This window comes from Rhodovulum sp. YNF3179 (assembly GCF_050586465.1).
Classification (GTDB): Bacteria; Pseudomonadota; Alphaproteobacteria; order Rhodobacterales; family Rhodobacteraceae; genus CAJXYS01.
The window spans coordinates 33,213-48,999 of the sequence record NZ_JBOCEG010000009.1 but is presented as its reverse complement, the minus strand read 5'-3'; the positions used below and the strand labels follow the sequence as shown (position 1 = coordinate 48,999).

The window sequence follows — 15,787 nt, the reverse complement described above, 5'->3', positions numbered from 1 at the left end:
GACTGCATCGGATGAAATCAAGGTATTCCGGCACGATGCCCCGGCAATCCCCCGGGGCCTGCGACACGGCGGCTTCACAAAGCCGTCATGGCGATTGAAAAATGGGCGCCCCATGCGCCAGATGGACGCCGCAACGGAGATTTGGCTGGATGCTCGACGCCGCCGCGCGAAAACTCATCGATCCGGTGCTCAACCGGCAGGGCGCCGCGCTGGCGCGGCGTGGGGTGAGCGCCGACGCCGTCACGCTGGCGGGGCTGGTTCTGGGCATTCTCGCCGCGGGTCTCATCGCCCTGGGCTGGAGCCTTCTGGCGCTCGTGCCGTTGCTGGCCAGCCGCCTGGCCGACGGGCTCGACGGGGCGGTGGCGCGGGCCACGCGCCGCACCGATTTCGGCGGCTATCTCGATATCGCGGCGGATTTCCTGTTCTACGGCGCGGTGCCGCTGGCCTTCGTCTGGTCCGATCCGGATGCCAACGCGGCCGCCGGCGCCTTCCTGCTGCTCAGCTTCTATTTCAACGGCACCACGTTTCTCGGCTTCGCCATCCTCGCCGAGCGCCGGCAGATGAAAACCGACGCACGCGGGCTCAAGTCGCTCTATTTCACCGGTGGCTTGCTGGAAGGCACCGAGACCATAGGCTTCTTCGTGCTGCTCTGCCTTCTGCCCGGGTGGTTCGCACCGCTCGCCTGGGCCTTCGGCCTGCTCTGCTTCGTGACCGCGATCTCGCGCCTCATGCTCGCCCGGCGCGTCTTTCCGGGCGGTCCGGGCGATACCCCAGAATGAACGACAAACCGACAGGGAGACCCGCATGAAAAACCTTGCCGCCGCCGCGATCCTCGCGTTGCTGACCCTTCCGGTCCGGGCGGACCCCGATCCCGGCGACTGGCAGGCCGTCCTGGCCGAAGCCGAGGGCGAAACCGTCTACTGGAACGCCTGGGGCGGGTCGACGATCACCAACGACTTCATCGCCTGGGTCGGGCAGCGCGTCGCCGAAGAGCACGGCGTGACGCTGGAGCATGTGAAGCTCTCCGACACCGCGGACGCGGTCAGCCGCGTGCTGGCCGAGAAGACCGCCGGGCAGGACAGTGGCGGCGCGATCGACCTCATCTGGATCAACGGCGAGAATTTCGCCGCGATGAAGCGCAACGACCTGCTGTTCGGCCCCTTTGCCGAGTCGCTGCCGAACTGGACCCTCGTGGACGTCGACGGCAAGACCGTCACCACCGACTTCACCGTGCCGACCGACGGCTACGAGTCGCCCTGGTCGATGGCTCAGGTGGTCTTCATGCACGACACCGCCCGCCTGCCCGAGCCACTGCCGGACATGGCGGCGCTGCTGGCCTGGGCCAAGGCGACCCCGGGGCGCTTCACCTTTCCGCAACCGCCCGACTTCCTCGGCGCGACCTTCCTGAAACAGGCGCTCTACGACCTGGTCGACGACCCCGCGCCGCTGCAGGCCCCCGTGGACGCGGCCGATTACGATGCCGTTACGGCGCCGCTCTGGGCCTTCATGGAGGAGCTGACGCCCAATCTCTGGCGCCAGGGCCGCGCCTATCCGCAAAGCGGGCCGCGCCAGATCCAGCTGATGGCCGATGGCGAGATCGACCTCGCGATCTCCTTCAGCCCCGGCGAGGCCTCCGCCGCCATCGCCAACTACGAACTGCCCGACACGGTGCGCACCTTCGTGCTGGAGGGCGGGACCATCGGCAATGCCAGCTTCGTGGCGATCCCCTACAACGCGAACGCCAAGGCAGGCGCCATGGTCGTCGCGAATTTCCTGCTCTCGCCCGAGGCGCAGGCGCGGGCACAGGACCCCGATTACCTGGGCGTGGGCACGGTGCTGGCGATGGACAAGCTCGACGCAACGGCGCGGGCGCGCTTCGACGAGATCGCGCTGGGCATCGCGACGCTCTCGCCCGCGGACCTCGGCCCGGCCCTGCCCGAGCCGCACCCGTCCTGGATGGAGCGCCTGGAAGCGGACTGGACCGCGCGCTTCGGCGTCGCGGAGTGATCCCCGCGTGACGGCCTTCCGCCGCCCCCGGGGCGCCGTGCCCCGGCTGCCCGCGCTGACGCTGCTGGTGATGCTCGGGCCGGTGGCGGCGGGGCTTTTCGGCACGCTCGCGCCGGCCCTGGGCGTGATGCCCGCGCTCGGCCGGGTGGAGCCGACGCTGGCGCCCTTTGGCGATCTCGCGTCCTGGCCGGGCTTCGGCGCCGCCATGCGTCTCAGCCTCGTCACGGGCCTCGCCGCGACGGCGCTCTCGCTGGCCGTCGTGGTCATGGTCGCCGCCTGCTGGCAGGGCACCCGGGCCTTTCGCGCCATGGAACGGCTGCTCTCGCCGCTGCTGTCAGTGCCGCATGCGGCCGCGGCGTTCGGGATCGCCTTTCTCATCGCCCCATCGGGCTGGATCGCGCGGCTCGTCTCGCCCTGGGCGACGGGATGGGAGCGGCCGCCCGACATCCTGATCGTGCAGGATCCGAACGGCCTTGCCCTGATCGCGGGGCTGGTGGCCAAGGAGGTGCCGTTTCTCATGCTGATGACGATCGCGGCCCTCGGCCAGGTGGAGGCCCGGCGCAGCATGGCGGTGGCCCGGGGGCTGGGCTATGCCCGCCACACCGCCTGGCTCAAGACGGTTTTCCCGCGCGTCTATGCCCAGATCCGGCTGCCGGTTTACGTGGTTCTGGCCTATTCCATGTCGGTGGTGGACGTCGCGGTGATCCTCGGCCCCAACACCCCGCCGACTCTCTCGGTGCAGATCGTGCGCTGGATGGGCGACCCCGATCTTGCCATGCGGCTCCGGGCCGCGGCCGGCGCGGTCGTCCAGCTCGGCCTCGTGGCCGCGGCGCTTGCCGCCTGGCGCGGGGCGGAGGCGCTCGTGGCCATGTGGGGGCGACACTGGATCCGGCAGGGCGGGCGCGGCGGCGGCGAAGGCCTGCTCCGGGCCGCTGCCCTCGCCGCCGGCGGCGTTTCGGCCGCCGCGGTGATCCTTGGCCTTGCCGGGCTGGCCGCCTGGTCGGTGGCGGGGTTCTGGGCCTTTCCCGACGCCCTGCCCGACGGTTTCACCCTGCGCAACTGGATGCGCCACGGCCCCGGGCTGGGCGCGCCGGCGACCGAGACCGCGATCATCGCCGCCGCCGCGACCGCCATTGCCCTTGTCCTGACCATCGGCTGCCTCGAGGCCGAGCACCGCTTCGGGCTGCGGCTCTCGTCGCGGGGGCTCTGGCTTTTGTACCTGCCGCTGCTGATCCCGCAGGTCGCGTTCTTGCCGGGGCTCCAGATCCTGATGCTGTCCTTCGGGGTGACCTCCGGCACCATGGCGGTCATTCTCGGCCACGTGGTCTTCGTGCTGCCCTATGTCTTTCTCTCGCTCGGCGATCCCTTCCGGGCCTGGGACACGCGCTACGCCACCGTCGCCCATGCGCTGGGGGCCGGGCCAGACCGCGTGCTCTGGACCCTGCGGCTGCCGATGCTGCTGGCCCCCGTCCTGACGGCGGCCGCGGTCGGGATCGCCGTGTCGGTCGGGCAATACCTGCCCACCTTGCTGATCGGGGGCGGGCGCGTGCAGACCCTGACGACCGAGGCCGTGGCCCTGGCCGCCGGGGGCGACCGCCGGGCGATCGGCATCTACGGGCTGGCCCAGACGGCGGCGGCGCTGCTGCCCTTCGCGGTGGCGCTGGCGGTCCCGCGGCTGGTCTGGCGCAACAAGGCGGCGCTGGCCCATGGCTGACGCGCGGCGCGGCGAAACCGGCCTTGTGCTGGACCGGCTCCGGATCGCGATCGGCGGAACGGAACTCGTCGCCGTGGACGCCACCGTGCGCCCCGGCGAGGTGCTGACGGTGATGGGGCCGTCCGGGTCGGGCAAGTCGACGCTGCTCTCGGTGGTGACCGGCACGGTCGACCCGGCCTTCACCGTCGCCGGCGGGGTGCGGGTCAACGGCCGCGAGCTGACCGGCCTGCCGCCCGAGGCCAGGCGCGTCGGGCTGTTGTTCCAGGACGAGCTTCTGTTTCCGCACATGTCGGTGGGCAGCAACCTGGCCTTCGGCCTGAACCGCGGCGTGCGCGGGCGCGCCGCGCGGCGCGCCCGGGTCGAGGAGGCGCTGGCCGAGGTCGGGCTCAAGGGGTTCGCGGACCGCGATCCGGCGACGCTGTCCGGCGGGCAGAAGGCGCGCGTGGCGCTGATGCGCGTCCTGCTGTCGGAACCCGACGCGCTGTTGCTCGACGAACCCTTTTCGCGGCTCGACCCGGACCGTCGCGACCGGGTGCGGCGGCTGGTCTTCGACCGGGCCCGCGCGCACGGGCTGCCGGTGCTCCTGGTGACCCACGACGCCGCGGACGCCCGTGCCGCGGGGGGACGGATCATCCGGCTGGAGTCGTCTTGACGCGCCACACCCCACGGTCGATCCTGCCCGGGACCCTGCCCGCGGGCGGTCACAGGACAAGGGGGCACGACATGACAGGCGAAAGCGAAACCTTTACCGTCCCGGCACGGCGCGGCCGGGCCACGCGGCTCGGTGCCGGCGAGGCGATCAAGATCATCAACACCCATGGCACGCAGGTCGTCGACACCTGGGCCTTCAGCGCCGAGGACCTGACCGAGTTCATGTCGAACGAGCACATGCGCGCCACGCTGGGCAAGCTCTGGCCGGCGCCGGGCGATGCGCTGGTCACCAACCGCCGGCGGCCGATCCTGACGCTGGAGGAAGACAGTTCGCCGGGGCGCCACGACACGCTGATCGCCGCCTGCGACGACTACCGCTACGGCCTTCTCGGCTGCACCGAGTACCACGACAACTGCACCGACAACCTCTTTGCGGGGATGCGACAGCTGGGCCTGACGCCGCCGGAATGCCCGAGCCCGCTGAACCTGTGGATGAACATTCCCGTCGACGCGGCCGGGGCCACCAGCTGGGGCGAGCCGCTGTCGAAACCCGGCGACTACGTGGTGCTGCGCGCCCATATGGACTGCGTGGTGGCGATGTCGGCCTGCCCGCAGGACATCCTGCCGATCAACGGCGCGGCCTGCACGCCGGTCGAGGCGCATTACCGGATTCTCGGCCGCTGAAAGGAAGGACGCCGGCAAGCCCGAGGGCCGCCGGCGTCCGGAGTGGTGGCGTTCCATTAATGCCCCGACACTAGAGGCGCCCCCCTCGCGGTCAAGCGGCACGGCACACCCCCATACCAATTTGCCGCGATACCCCCCGAAATGGGGGTAATACCCTATTTAGGGTAGGTTTTGGGCAGGGGCGGCCGGGGTCACCGGGGCTCGAAATAATCCAGCGGGATCTTCAGGTAGCGCCGCCCGTCATCCTCGGGCGCCGGCTTGCGTCCACCGCGGATATTGATCTGCAGCGCCGCCAGCATCAGCCTGGGCAGGGGCAGGGTTGCATCGCGGGCGTCGCGCACCGCGCGATACGCGGCCTCGGACGGCGCATCCTTGAGATGGATGTTCGTCGCCTTGTGCTCGGCGACCGTCGCCATGCACGCCGCTTCCCGGCCTTCGGGGGCATAGTCATGGCCGACGAAGAGCCGGGTATCGTCGGGCAGCGCCAGGATCGCCTGGATACTCGCGTAGAGATCCGCGGAACTGCCACCCGGGAAATCGGCGCGGCTGGTGCCGCTGTCGGGCATCATGAAGGTGTCGTGGACGAAGGCCGCATCGCCCGCCACATAGGTGATCGAGGCCAGCGTGTGCCCGGGCGAGAACATCACGCGCACGGGGATCTCGCCCACCGCGAACGTCTCGCCATCGGCGAAGAGCCGGTCCCACTGGCTGCCATCGGTCGGGAAGTCGTCGGGCAGGTTGTAGATGCCTTTCCATAGCGCCTGCACCTTCACGACATGTTCGCCGATGGCCGTCGGCGCGCCGAGACGCTCCTTCAGCCAGGGCGCGGCCGAGAAATGGTCGGCATGCGGGTGCGTGTCGAGAATCCAGACGATCTCGATCCCGGCCTCCTCGACGTAGGCGAGGATTTCCTCGGCGCTGTGGGTCATGGTGGCCGCGGCCTGCGGATCGTAGTTCAGCACCGGGTCCACGATCGCGCCCTTCATGGTCGCGGGGTCGTGAAAGACGTATTGCCAACTGCCCGTCGGCGCGTCCCAGAAGCTCTTGACGATTGGGCTCTTGCTCATGGCTTGCCTCCTTCGTGAATGGACCGGCGCGCTGTCCCGCGCGCCGGTGTCTCGCTGTGTCCGGATCGCGTCCCGCTCAAAGCTGGCGGGTCGAGAAGTACCAGTCGACCGTGTCGTAGCCTTCGGCCGCGCGACCCGCTGCCGCATCGGCGGTGGCCGGAGGGGGAACGATGACCGGGTCGCCCGGTTTCCAGTTTTCCGGCATGGCGCATTTGTTCTCGTCCGCGGTCTGCAGCGCGACCAGCAGGCGATGGATCTCGTCCACCGAGCGGCCGGCGTTCATCGGGTAGTAGACCATGGCCCGCAGGACGCCCTCGGGGTCGATGATGAAGGTGGCGCGCACCGCCGCCGTGTCAGAGGCACCGGGCTGGATCATGCCATAGGCCTGGGCGACCTTCATGTTCAGGTCCGCGATGATCGGGAACCGGATCTCGACGCCGAACTTCTCCTTGATGTTCAGCATCCAGGCGATGTGGCTGTAATGGCTGTCGATGGACAGGCCCAGCAGCTCCGCGCCCAGCGCGGCGAAATCGTCCTGGCGCCTGGCGAAGGCGATGAACTCCGTCGTGCAGACCGGGGTGAAATCCGCCGGGTGCGAGAACAGGATCAGCCACTTGCCCCTGTAGTCGTCGAGCGTCTTGCGCCCGTCGGTGGTGGGCGCGTCGAAGGCCGGGGCCGGTTCGTTCAGGCGCGGCATGGCGGGGGCTTGGATGGGGTCGGTCATGGGTCGCTTCCTCGTGTCGGTGTCTCGATGACCTCGACATAAGGCGCGGGTTGATATATTTGAAATGAATTAAATCTCTATCTGTAATAGGGTTTTTCTATCAATGATGCCGGGCATCAATCTTCGCCAGTTGGCCTTCCTCGTGGCCCTCTCCGACCAGCTCCACTTCTCGCGCGCGGCCGAGGCCTGCCACGTCACGCAACCCACGCTCAGCGCGGGGTTGCGCGAGCTGGAGGAAACGCTCGGCGTGCAACTGGCCGAACGGACCCGGCGCAGCGTCATCATGACGCCGATCGGGCAGGAGATCGCGGACCGGGCCCGTCGGCTGCTGATCGCCGCCCGCGAGATCGAGACGCTGGCGGGCGAACAGTCCGCCCCCCATGCAGGCGATCTGACGCTGGGCTCGATCCCCACCATCGGCCCGTTCCTGCTGCCCCGCGCCCTGCCGGAAATCCGCGGCGCCTTTCCCGACCTCCGGCTCTATCTCCGCGAGGAGATGACCGAGTCGCTGCTCGATGGGCTGCATGCCGGGCGGCTGGACGCCATCGTGGTGGCGCAGCCCTTCGACATCGGCAATCTCGAGACCGCGTTTCTCTTCGACGATGGCTATCATCTTGCCGCACCGCCGAAACATCCGGCGCTGGCGCAGGGACGCGTGAGCGGCGCGGATCTTGCCGGCAAGCCGCTGATGCTGCTCGAAAAGGGCCATTGCCTGCAGCGCCACGCGCTCTCGGCCTATCCGGATGCCGGCATCCAGCAGGACGAAAGCTTCTCGGCCACCAGCCTGTCGACGCTGATCGCCATGGTCTCCGAGGGGCTCGGGATCACGCTGCTGCCCGACCTGGCCATCGACGCCGGGGCGACCGAAGGCAGCCGGCTCGCGCTGGCGCCGCTGCCCGACGCCTGCCCGCGGCATGTCGTGCTCGCCTGGCGCAAGACCTCGGCGCGGGCGAACCTCTTCCGCGACCTGGCGGCGATCCTGACCCGCTGCCGTGCCGAGCTGGCCGCGGCCTAGGCCGAGCGGGCCGTTTCCGGCCCCAGCCCGCCCAGGCCGCCCAACCGGTCAATATGCGCCAGGATCTCGGCCACGCCCGCACCATGGCGCAGCGCGGCCATGACGAAGGGGCGCCCGCCGCGCACCCGTGTCGCGTCGCTCTGCATCACCTCGAGCGACGCACCGACATGGGGTGCGAGGTCGGTCTTGTTGATGATCAGCAGGTCCGAGCGGGTGATCGCCGGCCCGCCCTTGCGCGGGATCTCCTCGCCGGCGGCGACGTCGATGACGTAGAGCGTGATGTCGGCCAGTTCCGGGCTGAAGGTTGCAGACAGGTTGTCGCCGCCCGACTCGATCAGCACGATCTCGACCGCGGGGTGGCGCGCCTCCATCTCGGCGACGGCGGCGAGATTGATGGAGGCATCCTCGCGGATCGCGGTATGGGGGCAGCCCCCGGTCTCGACGCCGATGACGCGATCGCGCGGCAGGATCTGCATGCGCATCAGCGCCTCCGCGTCCTCCTGGGTGTAGATGTCGTTCGTCACCACCCCGATGGACCGGACGGGATGCAGCGCCTCGGCCAGGCGCGCCGTCAGCGTGGTCTTGCCCGCGCCCACGGGGCCGCCGATCCCGATGCGGAGGGGTCCGTTCATGCGTGTCATGAGACAAAGATCCTCGTTTCCATGGTTTCATGTCGCATCGCCGCGACGTCCGACAGGAAGGCCGCGCTGGCCAGCGCCTCGAGCGGCGCCTCCGCCGCCTCGGCCGCGATCGCCTGGCAAAGCGGCGTCAACGCCGCCAGCACCGACTGCCCCTCCGTCTGACCGACAGGGGCGAGCCGCTGGGCCGCCTGCACCAGGTTGCCGGTGAAGGCCTGCAGATACATCGCTGCCGTCAGCGTGACCGGCAGCCCGCGCAGGCCGGCCGCCGCGCCCACCGCGACCGGCAGGGTCAGCGCCGGCACGTCGAGCCCCCAGACCGCGCTGGTCGTCCGCGCGAAAGCCCGCCCCTGGCGGTCCGCCTCGACCAGCCGCTCACGGCTGGCGGCGAAGGCCCGCGCGGCGGCGTCGATCCCGTCCCACTCCGCCGGCGCGGCCCGCGCGGCCGCGCCCAGAAGGATCGCGTCGCACCGCCCGGTGCCGAGTTCCAGCACGTCGCACAGCCACCCGCGCAGCCCCTCGGCGTCCCGCACATGCCCGTCGGCCACGGCCGCCTCGAGCCCGTGGGAATAGGCGAAGGCCCCGACCGGGAAGCTGGGCGACAGCCACTGCCCCAGCGTCAGCACATCGGCCTCAGTGGGCATGCGCCGTCGCCCCGTGCTCATGCGCGTGGGTCCGCCCGTGGCCGTAGGCGCCGCCCTCGGGCCGGAAGGGCGCATTGCCCTCGGCGATGCTGGCGCCCAGGTGCTCCAGCATGTGCCGGATCACGGGATCGTTCCGGATCACCAGCCGGTCGCCGTCGATCTGGCAGGGCGTGTGACGGTTTCCGATGTGCCAGGCGAGCCGGGGAAGGTTGTCGCCGGTCACGAAGAGGACCGGCTCCACCGCCGCCCGGATCGCGACCGGCGTGCCGTCGGCCAGGATCAGCGCATCGCCGTCATCCAGCGAGGTCGTCTTCTCGAGATCCGCCAGTATGGGACGGCCCGAATCCGTCTCCAGCCGCTTGCGGCGCAGGAAGCGCGCCTCGTAGTCGAGCGTGCAGCTCTCGCCGGCGCCGCTCCAGTCGCCGGCGCGTTTCAGGGTCTGGGCAATGGGAAGATCGGACATCGGCGAACCTCAGAACAGGAAATAGCGCTGCGCCATCGGCAGCTCGTGGGCGGGCGCGCAGGTCAGCAACTCGCCATCGGCGCGCACCTCGTAGGTTTCGGGATGCACCTCCATCTCGGGGAGGGCGTCGTTCAGCACCATGTCGCGCTTCGTCGTCCCGCGAATGCCCCGCACGGCGCAGGTCTCCTTGGCGAGGCCAAGCCGGCCACCGATCCCCGCGGCCTGCGCCGCCTGGGAGACGAAGGTCACGGCCGAGTTCTCGACGCTGCGCCCGTAGGCCCCGAACATGGGGCGGGAATAGACCGGCTGCGGCGTCGGGATCGAGGCGTTCGGATCGCCAATCTGGGCCATCGCGATCGTCCCGCCGATCAGCACCATCTCGGGCTTCACCCCGAAGAAGGCCGAGTCCCACAGCACCAGGTCCGCGCGCTTGCCCACCTCGACCGAGCCGATCTCGTGGCCGATCCCGTGGGCGATGGCGGGATTGATCGTGTATTTCGCGACGTAACGGCGGACGCGGAAATTGTCGTTCTCGCCCGTCTCCTCGGGCAGGCGGCCGCGCTGTTTCTTCATCTTGTCGGCGGTCTGCCAGGTGCGGATGATCACCTCGCCGACGCGGCCCATCGCCTGGCTGTCGGAGGCGATGATCGAAAACGCGCCCATGTCGTGCAGGATGTCCTCGGCGGCGATGGTCTCGCGCCGGATCCGGCTTTCCGCGAAGGCCACGTCCTCGGGGATCGACTTGTCGAGGTGGTGGCACACCATGAGCATGTCGAGATGTTCCTCGATCGTGTTGGCCGTGAAGGGCCGCGTCGGGTTGGTCGAGGAGGGCAGCACGTACTCTTCCCCGCAAATGCGGATGATGTCAGGGGCATGCCCCCCGCCCGCGCCCTCGGTGTGGAAGGCGTGGATGGTGCGCCCCTTCATCGCCGCGACGGTCGTCTCGACGAAGCCCGACTCGTTCAGCGTATCGGTGTGGATCATCACCTGCACGTCCATATCGTCGGCCACCGACAGGCAGCAGTCGATCGCGCCCGGGGTGGTGCCCCAGTCCTCGTGCAGCTTGAGCGCGCAGGCTCCTGCCTCGACCTGCTCGACCAGCGCCGCGGGCAACGCGGCGTTGCCCTTGCCCGCGAAAGCCAGGTTCATCGGGAAGGCATCGGCGGCCTGCAGCATCCGCCCGATATGCCAGGATCCCGGCGTGCAGGTGGTGGCCAGCGTGCCATGGGCCGGGCCCGTGCCGCCGCCCAGCATCGTCGTCAGCCCGGAATGCAGCGCGTCCTCGATCTGCTGGGGGCAGATGAAATGGATATGGCTGTCGAAGCCGCCCGCGGTCAGGATGCGCCCCTCGCCGGCGATGGCCTCGGTGCCCGGGCCGATCACGATGTCCACGCCCGGCTGGGTGTCGGGGTTGCCGGCCTTGCCGATCCCCGCGATCCGCCCGTCGCGGAGCCCGATATCCGCCTTCGTGATCCCGGTGTGATCGACGATCAGGGCATTGGTGATGACGGTGTCCACCGCGCCCTCGGCCCGTGTCACCTGCGATTGCCCCATGCCGTCGCGGATCACCTTGCCGCCGCCGAACTTGACCTCCTCGCCATAGGGGCCCGTCAGGTCACGCTCGACCTCGATGACGAGATCTGTATCGGCCAGGCGCAGCCGATCCCCGGTCGTGGGGCCGAACATGGCAGCGTAGTTCGCACGGGAGATGGACGTCGGCATGGATCAGCCTCCGGTCGTTTGCGTGTGGGGTTCGGCGGGGGCGCCGATCAGGCGCGCCGGTGCCGGATGAGCGCCTGCAAGAGCAGCCCGACCATCCAGCCGTTCATCAGGTGCCAGATGAAATGCGTGCCTGCCGGGATATCCGCGCAAAGGTGCAGGTCCAGGGTTCGCGCGACCAGCGAAACCGTGAACGCCAGAGCTGCCGCCAGGATCCAGCCCCGCGCGGGATGGCCGCGCCACGCCATCAGCCCGGCAAGCGCCAGGAGCGCGATGAGCGCGGGGGCATACTGGCCGCTGCCGTTCAGCAGGCCCGGCGGTCCCGTCTCGGCGCCGGTCGCGGAGGTGAGCGTCAGCGTAGCCGTCGCGGCCACGGCGGTGATGCTCCCGGCGATCCAGGCCGCACGCGCCGGCGCGCCGCCCAGGTGATAGGTCGAGAGCCCGACATAGAGCGCCACGAAGCCCCAGATCGGGACGACGTCCGCCCATTCCGACCAGGCATTGGCGTAGACGTGGAACAGGAACGACCCGACCCCGATCAGGGCGGCCATCACCACGGCCAGGCCGAAGCCGGGCGCGCCGCCATACCGCCGGAGCGCCTGCCATCCCCAGAGCGCCGCCAGCGGGAACGCGGCGTTCGTAAAGGCGTTCAGGGGCTCCGCCCAGAGCCCCGGTCCCGCACGTTCGCAATAAAGGTCGATCGGGGTAAGCCAGTCCATCGTGCCGGCAGCCTATCATCCGGCTCCCGCCGCGACCGGGTATCATTCGAGATTTCCCATGATTTTCTGGTTGAACCCGTAGACGCGCCGGGCCCCGGAAATCGGGATGAGCCGGACCTCGCGGCGCTGTCCCGGCTCGAACCGCACCGCCGTTCCCGCCGCGATGTCGAGCCGAAGGCCGCGCGCCGCCGCGCGGTCGAAGTCGAGCGCGGCATTGGCCTCTGCGAAATGGTAGTGGCTGCCCACCTGCACCGGCCGGTCGCCGGTATTGGCGACCATCAGCACCGTCACCGGCCGGTCGGCATTGAGCGTCAGCGCGCCCTCGGCGGGGAAAAGCTCGCCGGGGATCATCGGCGGCTCGCGACGAAGACCGCCGCGACCCCGGCCGCCACCAGGAAGAGCCCGAGCGCCCAGGCGCCCGTGTCGATCCCGTGGGGATGGGCATGCGCCCCGGAATGGGCCAGCGCGGGGGCGGCCGTCACGGCGAGCACGGGCAGGGGGACGAAAAGCGATTTCATGGCGGTCTCCTTCAGCGGATCGGGTTGTGAACGGTGACGAGCTTCGTGCCGTCAGGGAAGGTCGCCTCGACCTGGACCTCGTGGATCATCTCCGGCACGCCCTCCATGCAGTCCTCGCGGCGGACGACCTCGGCCCCGGCGGACATCATCTCGGCCACCGACCGGCCGTCGCGCGCGCCCTCGACCACCGCGTCGGTGATGAGCGCGATGGCCTCGGGGTGGTTCAGCTTGACGCCGCGCGCCTTGCGCCGGCGCGCGACCTCGGCGGCCATGGCGACCAGCAGCTTGTCCTTCTCGCGGGGGGTGAGCTTCATGTCTCAGAGTCTCCAGGATATCGGCAGGCCGTCGGATGTGAGCCGGTCGAGAACCGGCAAAAGCGCCTGGCGCAGCGCGTGGCCGTCCTCTGCCACCAGCCGCATCGCCAGCATGTCGGGCGCCAGAAGGCTGGCGCCGCCGGTCGTCGGCATCAGGGCGCGCAGCGCGGGCAAATGCGCCTCGGCGTCGGGGGCGACATGCACGAGGCTCGCCATGGCGACGGACCCGGCGCCGACCGCGGCCCTGTCGAGCGTCGCGGCCACGTCGCCGGACAGATCCAGCCCGTCGAGATAGGCCGGCCGCCCGTCCCGGCGTATCGCGACCCGGTCACTGAACCGGGCGGAGCGCAGCACCTCGCCCATCGCGCGGCGCCCGAACAGCACCGGCTCGACCATCAGCAGGCGCGCGTCCGGGGCCAGGTCGATCTCGAGGCTCCGCTCGAGATTGCAGCGGTCGTAGAGGATCAGTTCCTGCGGCAGCCAGAAGAGCGTCGCCCCCGCCGCGGCCGAAAGCCGCGTGGTCACCCGGCCCGGGTCCGGCCCGGTGGCGCGATAGGCGCGTTCGGCGGCCTGGGTCGTCAGGCAGAGCACCGAGCCCGGACCGGCCTCGGCCGTGACGGCGAAGCGGTCACCGCCGGTCACGCCGCCGGCGGTGTTCACGCAGATCGCGTCGAGCCGCCCGCGCACGCCGGGGAAAAGCGCCTTGAGCGCGCCGGCCTGGTCCAGGCGATCGATATAGCTTGATCCGTCGCGCTCGCGCGACGTGATGCGCAAGTCGCCCCGGGCCCGCGGCTGGGACGCGGGTTTCGGCTGGGCGATATCGGGCATGTGCAAGGTGATGTCCGGGCTCCGCGCAGTGGGGCGTCGCGATCGACGTAAGCACAGCGCAGGCGGCGGCGCGCGGGTCCCGGGCCCCGCCGGGACGACCGGACCGGCATCGCGCACTCAAAATGACCAAATATTCAGCACCACGCCCGCTTTATGGGCGGCGCCCTGAAAGGCGGTGCCACCGAATTCCGCCGCGGCGCAGAATCACCGGCCTGACAGGGCAGACGAAAAAAGGCGGCGCCTTTGGAAAGACGCCGCCAAGTATCCTGCAACGCTTTCGAAGGGAGGAGGATGAAAGCGCTGTGATACGTTGAATATAGCGTCTGCGCTGCAATGCAGCAAGTGACGTTTCCGTGAGGCTCCCATGCGCTAAATGCATGGATTGTATGTATTTTGCCCAAGTTTCAGGCGATGCCCACGCAGGGGCGTCGCCGAATTGTGCTGCATATGCGAAATCCGGAAGCCGTGGATGCCGGTGCCACCCGGGCTTACTCGCGGTCGGCCCAGCCGGCGAAGATACGCTCCAGCAGCACGACGACGTAGAACAGCAGGATCCCGAGCAGCGCCAGCGCGATCAGCACGGCGAACATCAGCGGATAATCCGCACTGATCTTGCCCGAGTCGAAGAGATGGCCCAGGCCGCGCCCGTGCGGCTCGACGATTTCCATCAGGTTGGTGCCGATGAAGGCGAGCGTCACCGAGACCTTAAGCGCCCCGAAGAATTCCGGCAGCGTCTTGGGCAGCGCGATCTTCCAGAAGATCGTCATCCGCGAGGCCCCGAGCGCACGCAGGATGTCGCGGTATTCGGGCTCCAGCGTCGAGAGCCCGATGGATACCGACACCGCGATCGGGAAGAATGAGATCATGAAGGCAATCAGGATCGTGTTCATGTCGTGCTGGCCGACGAACATCAGCGCGATGATCGGCACGACGGTGGCCTTGGGGATCGCGTTGAAGCCCACCAGCAGCGGATAGAGCGCATCGCGCATGGTGCGGCTGAAACCCATGACCACGCCCAGCGCCACCCCGACGACCACGGCCAGACCCAGCCCCGCGATGGTCCGCCAGAGCGTGTCCCAGGAATATTTCAGGAAAAGCCCCCGATGTTCCCAGAAGGCCGGCCAGAGATCGCTGGGCGAGGCCATGCGGTAATCGGGCCAGCCATTGACCCAGACCAGCGCCTCCCAGAACAGCGCGAAGAGCACGAGGGCCGCGGTCGGCACCGCGATCCGGCGCAGGGCGGTCATGCGGACACCTCCTCGGGCGCGCTGCGGCCCTGCGCGATCTCGATCTGGTGGCGCAGCACCGCCAGCATTTCGGTCGCCTGCTCGGTGAAGAGCGAGTCGAGCGTCCGGTCGCGCGGCAGCGCGGAGGGCATGACGTATTGCGCATGTGCCGGGCGCCCGGACAGCACCACGATCTCGTCGGCCAGGAACACGCTTTCACGCAGGTCATGGGTGATCAGCAGGCAGGTGAACTTCTCCTCGCGGCGCAGCGCGTGCATCGTCTGCCAGAGATCCTCGCGGGTGAAGGCGTCGAGCGCCCCGAACGGCTCGTCCAGGATCAGGACCTCCGGCCGGTGCACCAGCGCCCGGCAGAGCGATGCCCGCTGGCGCATGCCACCCGACAACTCGGACGGGCGCTTGTCCTCGAACCCCTCCAGCCCGACCTCGGCCAGGAGTTCCCGGGCACGCGCCTCGCGGTCCTTGCGCGCCATGCCGGGCGCGACGATTTCCAGCGGCAGCATGACATTGGCCAGAATCGTCCGCCATTCGAGCAGAACGGGGTTCTGGAACGCCATGCCGACTGTCTTGCGCGGGGCCTTGATCTCGTCGGAACCGATCCAGACGGTGCCGCTGTCGGGCCGCATCAGCCCGGCGATCAGCCGCGTCAGCGTGGACTTGCCGCAGCCGGACGGACCCACCACCGCGGTGAAGCCGCCCTCCGGAAGGAAGATGTTTAGATCGTTCAGAACCGGCAGCGGGCCGGACTCGGTCCGGTAGGCATGCGTGACGCCGCGTATCTCGATATGCGCGGGTGCGGTCATCGCTCGGTCCTTGTCCGGGAAGAGGCGGGCCGGCA

19 protein-coding genes are annotated in these 15,787 nt (G+C 69.5%); 6 read left to right on the top strand and 13 right to left on the bottom strand.

All coding sequences use genetic code 11. The features are described from left to right. Positions 1–149 precede the first annotated feature (149 nt). The 5 genes from ACQ5SP_RS15140 (at position 150) to ACQ5SP_RS15120 (ending at position 5,056) form a co-directional block, all read left to right on the top strand. Complete coding sequence (locus ACQ5SP_RS15140) at positions 150–779, top strand: CDP-alcohol phosphatidyltransferase family protein (protein WP_430939238.1); 630 nt, start codon at positions 150–152, stop codon at positions 777–779. Between the two features lie 25 nt (positions 780–804). After that, positions 805–2,007 (top strand): ABC transporter substrate-binding protein, encoded by a 1,203-nt coding sequence (locus ACQ5SP_RS15135; RefSeq protein ID WP_430939237.1) that lies wholly within the window; start codon positions 805–807, stop codon positions 2,005–2,007. A 70-nt stretch (positions 2,008–2,077) separates the two neighbouring features. Beyond that, the gene (locus tag ACQ5SP_RS15130) at positions 2,078–3,721 is read left to right on the top strand and encodes an ABC transporter permease (protein WP_430939349.1); all 1,644 of its coding nucleotides are present in this window, start codon (positions 2,078–2,080) and stop codon (positions 3,719–3,721) included. After that, positions 3,714–4,373, top strand: coding sequence for an ATP-binding cassette domain-containing protein (locus ACQ5SP_RS15125; protein WP_430939236.1), 660 nt, complete (start codon positions 3,714–3,716; stop codon positions 4,371–4,373). The genes ACQ5SP_RS15130 and ACQ5SP_RS15125 overlap by 8 nt, the downstream gene beginning before the upstream one ends. Positions 4,374–4,444: 71 nt before the next feature. Then, the gene (locus tag ACQ5SP_RS15120; protein WP_430939235.1) at positions 4,445–5,056 is read left to right on the top strand and encodes a DUF1989 domain-containing protein; all 612 of its coding nucleotides are present in this window, start codon (positions 4,445–4,447) and stop codon (positions 5,054–5,056) included. 191 nt (positions 5,057–5,247) lie between these two features. Here ACQ5SP_RS15120 and ACQ5SP_RS15115 read toward each other — a convergent pair whose 3' ends face one another. Together ACQ5SP_RS15115 and ACQ5SP_RS15110 are read right to left on the bottom strand one after the other, a co-directional pair. Beyond that, complete coding sequence (locus tag ACQ5SP_RS15115) at positions 5,248–6,123, bottom strand: MBL fold metallo-hydrolase (protein WP_430939234.1); 876 nt, start codon at positions 6,121–6,123, stop codon at positions 5,248–5,250. A gap of 76 nt (positions 6,124–6,199) precedes the next feature. Further along, entirely contained in the window at positions 6,200–6,847 is a 648-nt protein-coding gene (locus ACQ5SP_RS15110) for a peroxiredoxin (RefSeq protein WP_430939233.1), read from the bottom strand. A 103-nt stretch (positions 6,848–6,950) separates the two neighbouring features. Here ACQ5SP_RS15110 and ACQ5SP_RS15105 point away from each other — a divergent pair, with 103 nt between their 5' ends. Beyond that, entirely contained in the window at positions 6,951–7,862 is a 912-nt protein-coding gene (locus tag ACQ5SP_RS15105) for a hydrogen peroxide-inducible genes activator (RefSeq protein ID WP_430939232.1), read from the top strand. On the opposite strand, the gene ureG is transcribed toward ACQ5SP_RS15105, so the two are convergent. The 11 genes from ureG to ACQ5SP_RS15050 all read right to left on the bottom strand — a co-directional run bounded on the left by ureG (position 7,859) and on the right by ACQ5SP_RS15050 (position 15,752). Continuing rightward, entirely contained in the window at positions 7,859–8,503 is a 645-nt protein-coding gene (gene ureG / locus ACQ5SP_RS15100) for an urease accessory protein UreG (protein WP_430939231.1), read from the bottom strand. The genes ACQ5SP_RS15105 and ureG overlap by 4 nt on opposite strands. Next, entirely contained in the window at positions 8,500–9,144 is a 645-nt protein-coding gene (locus ACQ5SP_RS15095; RefSeq protein ID WP_430939230.1) for an urease accessory protein UreF, read from the bottom strand. Before ACQ5SP_RS15095 ends, ureG begins: the two co-directional genes overlap by 4 nt. Further along, positions 9,134–9,607, bottom strand: coding sequence for an urease accessory protein UreE (locus ACQ5SP_RS15090; RefSeq protein ID WP_430939229.1), 474 nt, complete (start codon positions 9,605–9,607; stop codon positions 9,134–9,136). Before ACQ5SP_RS15090 ends, ACQ5SP_RS15095 begins: the two co-directional genes overlap by 11 nt. Positions 9,608–9,616: 9 nt before the next feature. Then, positions 9,617–11,329: an urease subunit alpha gene (ureC, locus tag ACQ5SP_RS15085; protein ID WP_430939228.1), complete on the bottom strand. Its 1,713-nt coding sequence runs from the start codon at positions 11,327–11,329 to the stop codon at positions 9,617–9,619. Positions 11,330–11,376: 47 nt separating this feature from the next. After that, a complete protein-coding gene (locus ACQ5SP_RS15080) occupies positions 11,377–12,045 on the bottom strand; it encodes a ceramidase domain-containing protein (protein ID WP_430939227.1) in 669 nt (222 codons plus the stop codon). Positions 12,046–12,087: 42 nt separating this feature from the next. Next, positions 12,088–12,396 (bottom strand): urease subunit beta, encoded by a 309-nt coding sequence (locus tag ACQ5SP_RS15075; protein ID WP_430939226.1) that lies wholly within the window; start codon positions 12,394–12,396, stop codon positions 12,088–12,090. Further along, positions 12,393–12,563, bottom strand: a complete 171-nt coding sequence (locus tag ACQ5SP_RS15070; RefSeq protein ID WP_430939225.1) for a peptidase M23 — start codon at positions 12,561–12,563, stop codon at positions 12,393–12,395. Before ACQ5SP_RS15070 ends, ACQ5SP_RS15075 begins: the two co-directional genes overlap by 4 nt. Positions 12,564–12,574: 11 nt before the next feature. Continuing rightward, positions 12,575–12,877: an urease subunit gamma gene (locus ACQ5SP_RS15065; protein ID WP_430939224.1), complete on the bottom strand. Its 303-nt coding sequence runs from the start codon at positions 12,875–12,877 to the stop codon at positions 12,575–12,577. A gap of 3 nt (positions 12,878–12,880) precedes the next feature. After that, entirely contained in the window at positions 12,881–13,705 is an 825-nt protein-coding gene (locus ACQ5SP_RS15060) for an urease accessory protein UreD (protein ID WP_430939223.1), read from the bottom strand. 488 nt (positions 13,706–14,193) lie between these two features. Then, the gene (locus tag ACQ5SP_RS15055) at positions 14,194–14,952 is read right to left on the bottom strand and encodes an ABC transporter permease (RefSeq protein WP_430939222.1); all 759 of its coding nucleotides are present in this window, start codon (positions 14,950–14,952) and stop codon (positions 14,194–14,196) included. Further along, positions 14,949–15,752 carry an ABC transporter ATP-binding protein gene (locus ACQ5SP_RS15050; protein ID WP_430939221.1) on the bottom strand — a complete coding sequence of 268 codons (804 nt, stop codon included), beginning with the start codon at positions 15,750–15,752 and terminating at the stop codon, positions 14,949–14,951. The genes ACQ5SP_RS15055 and ACQ5SP_RS15050 overlap by 4 nt, the downstream gene beginning before the upstream one ends. Positions 15,753–15,787: the final 35 nt, after the last annotated feature.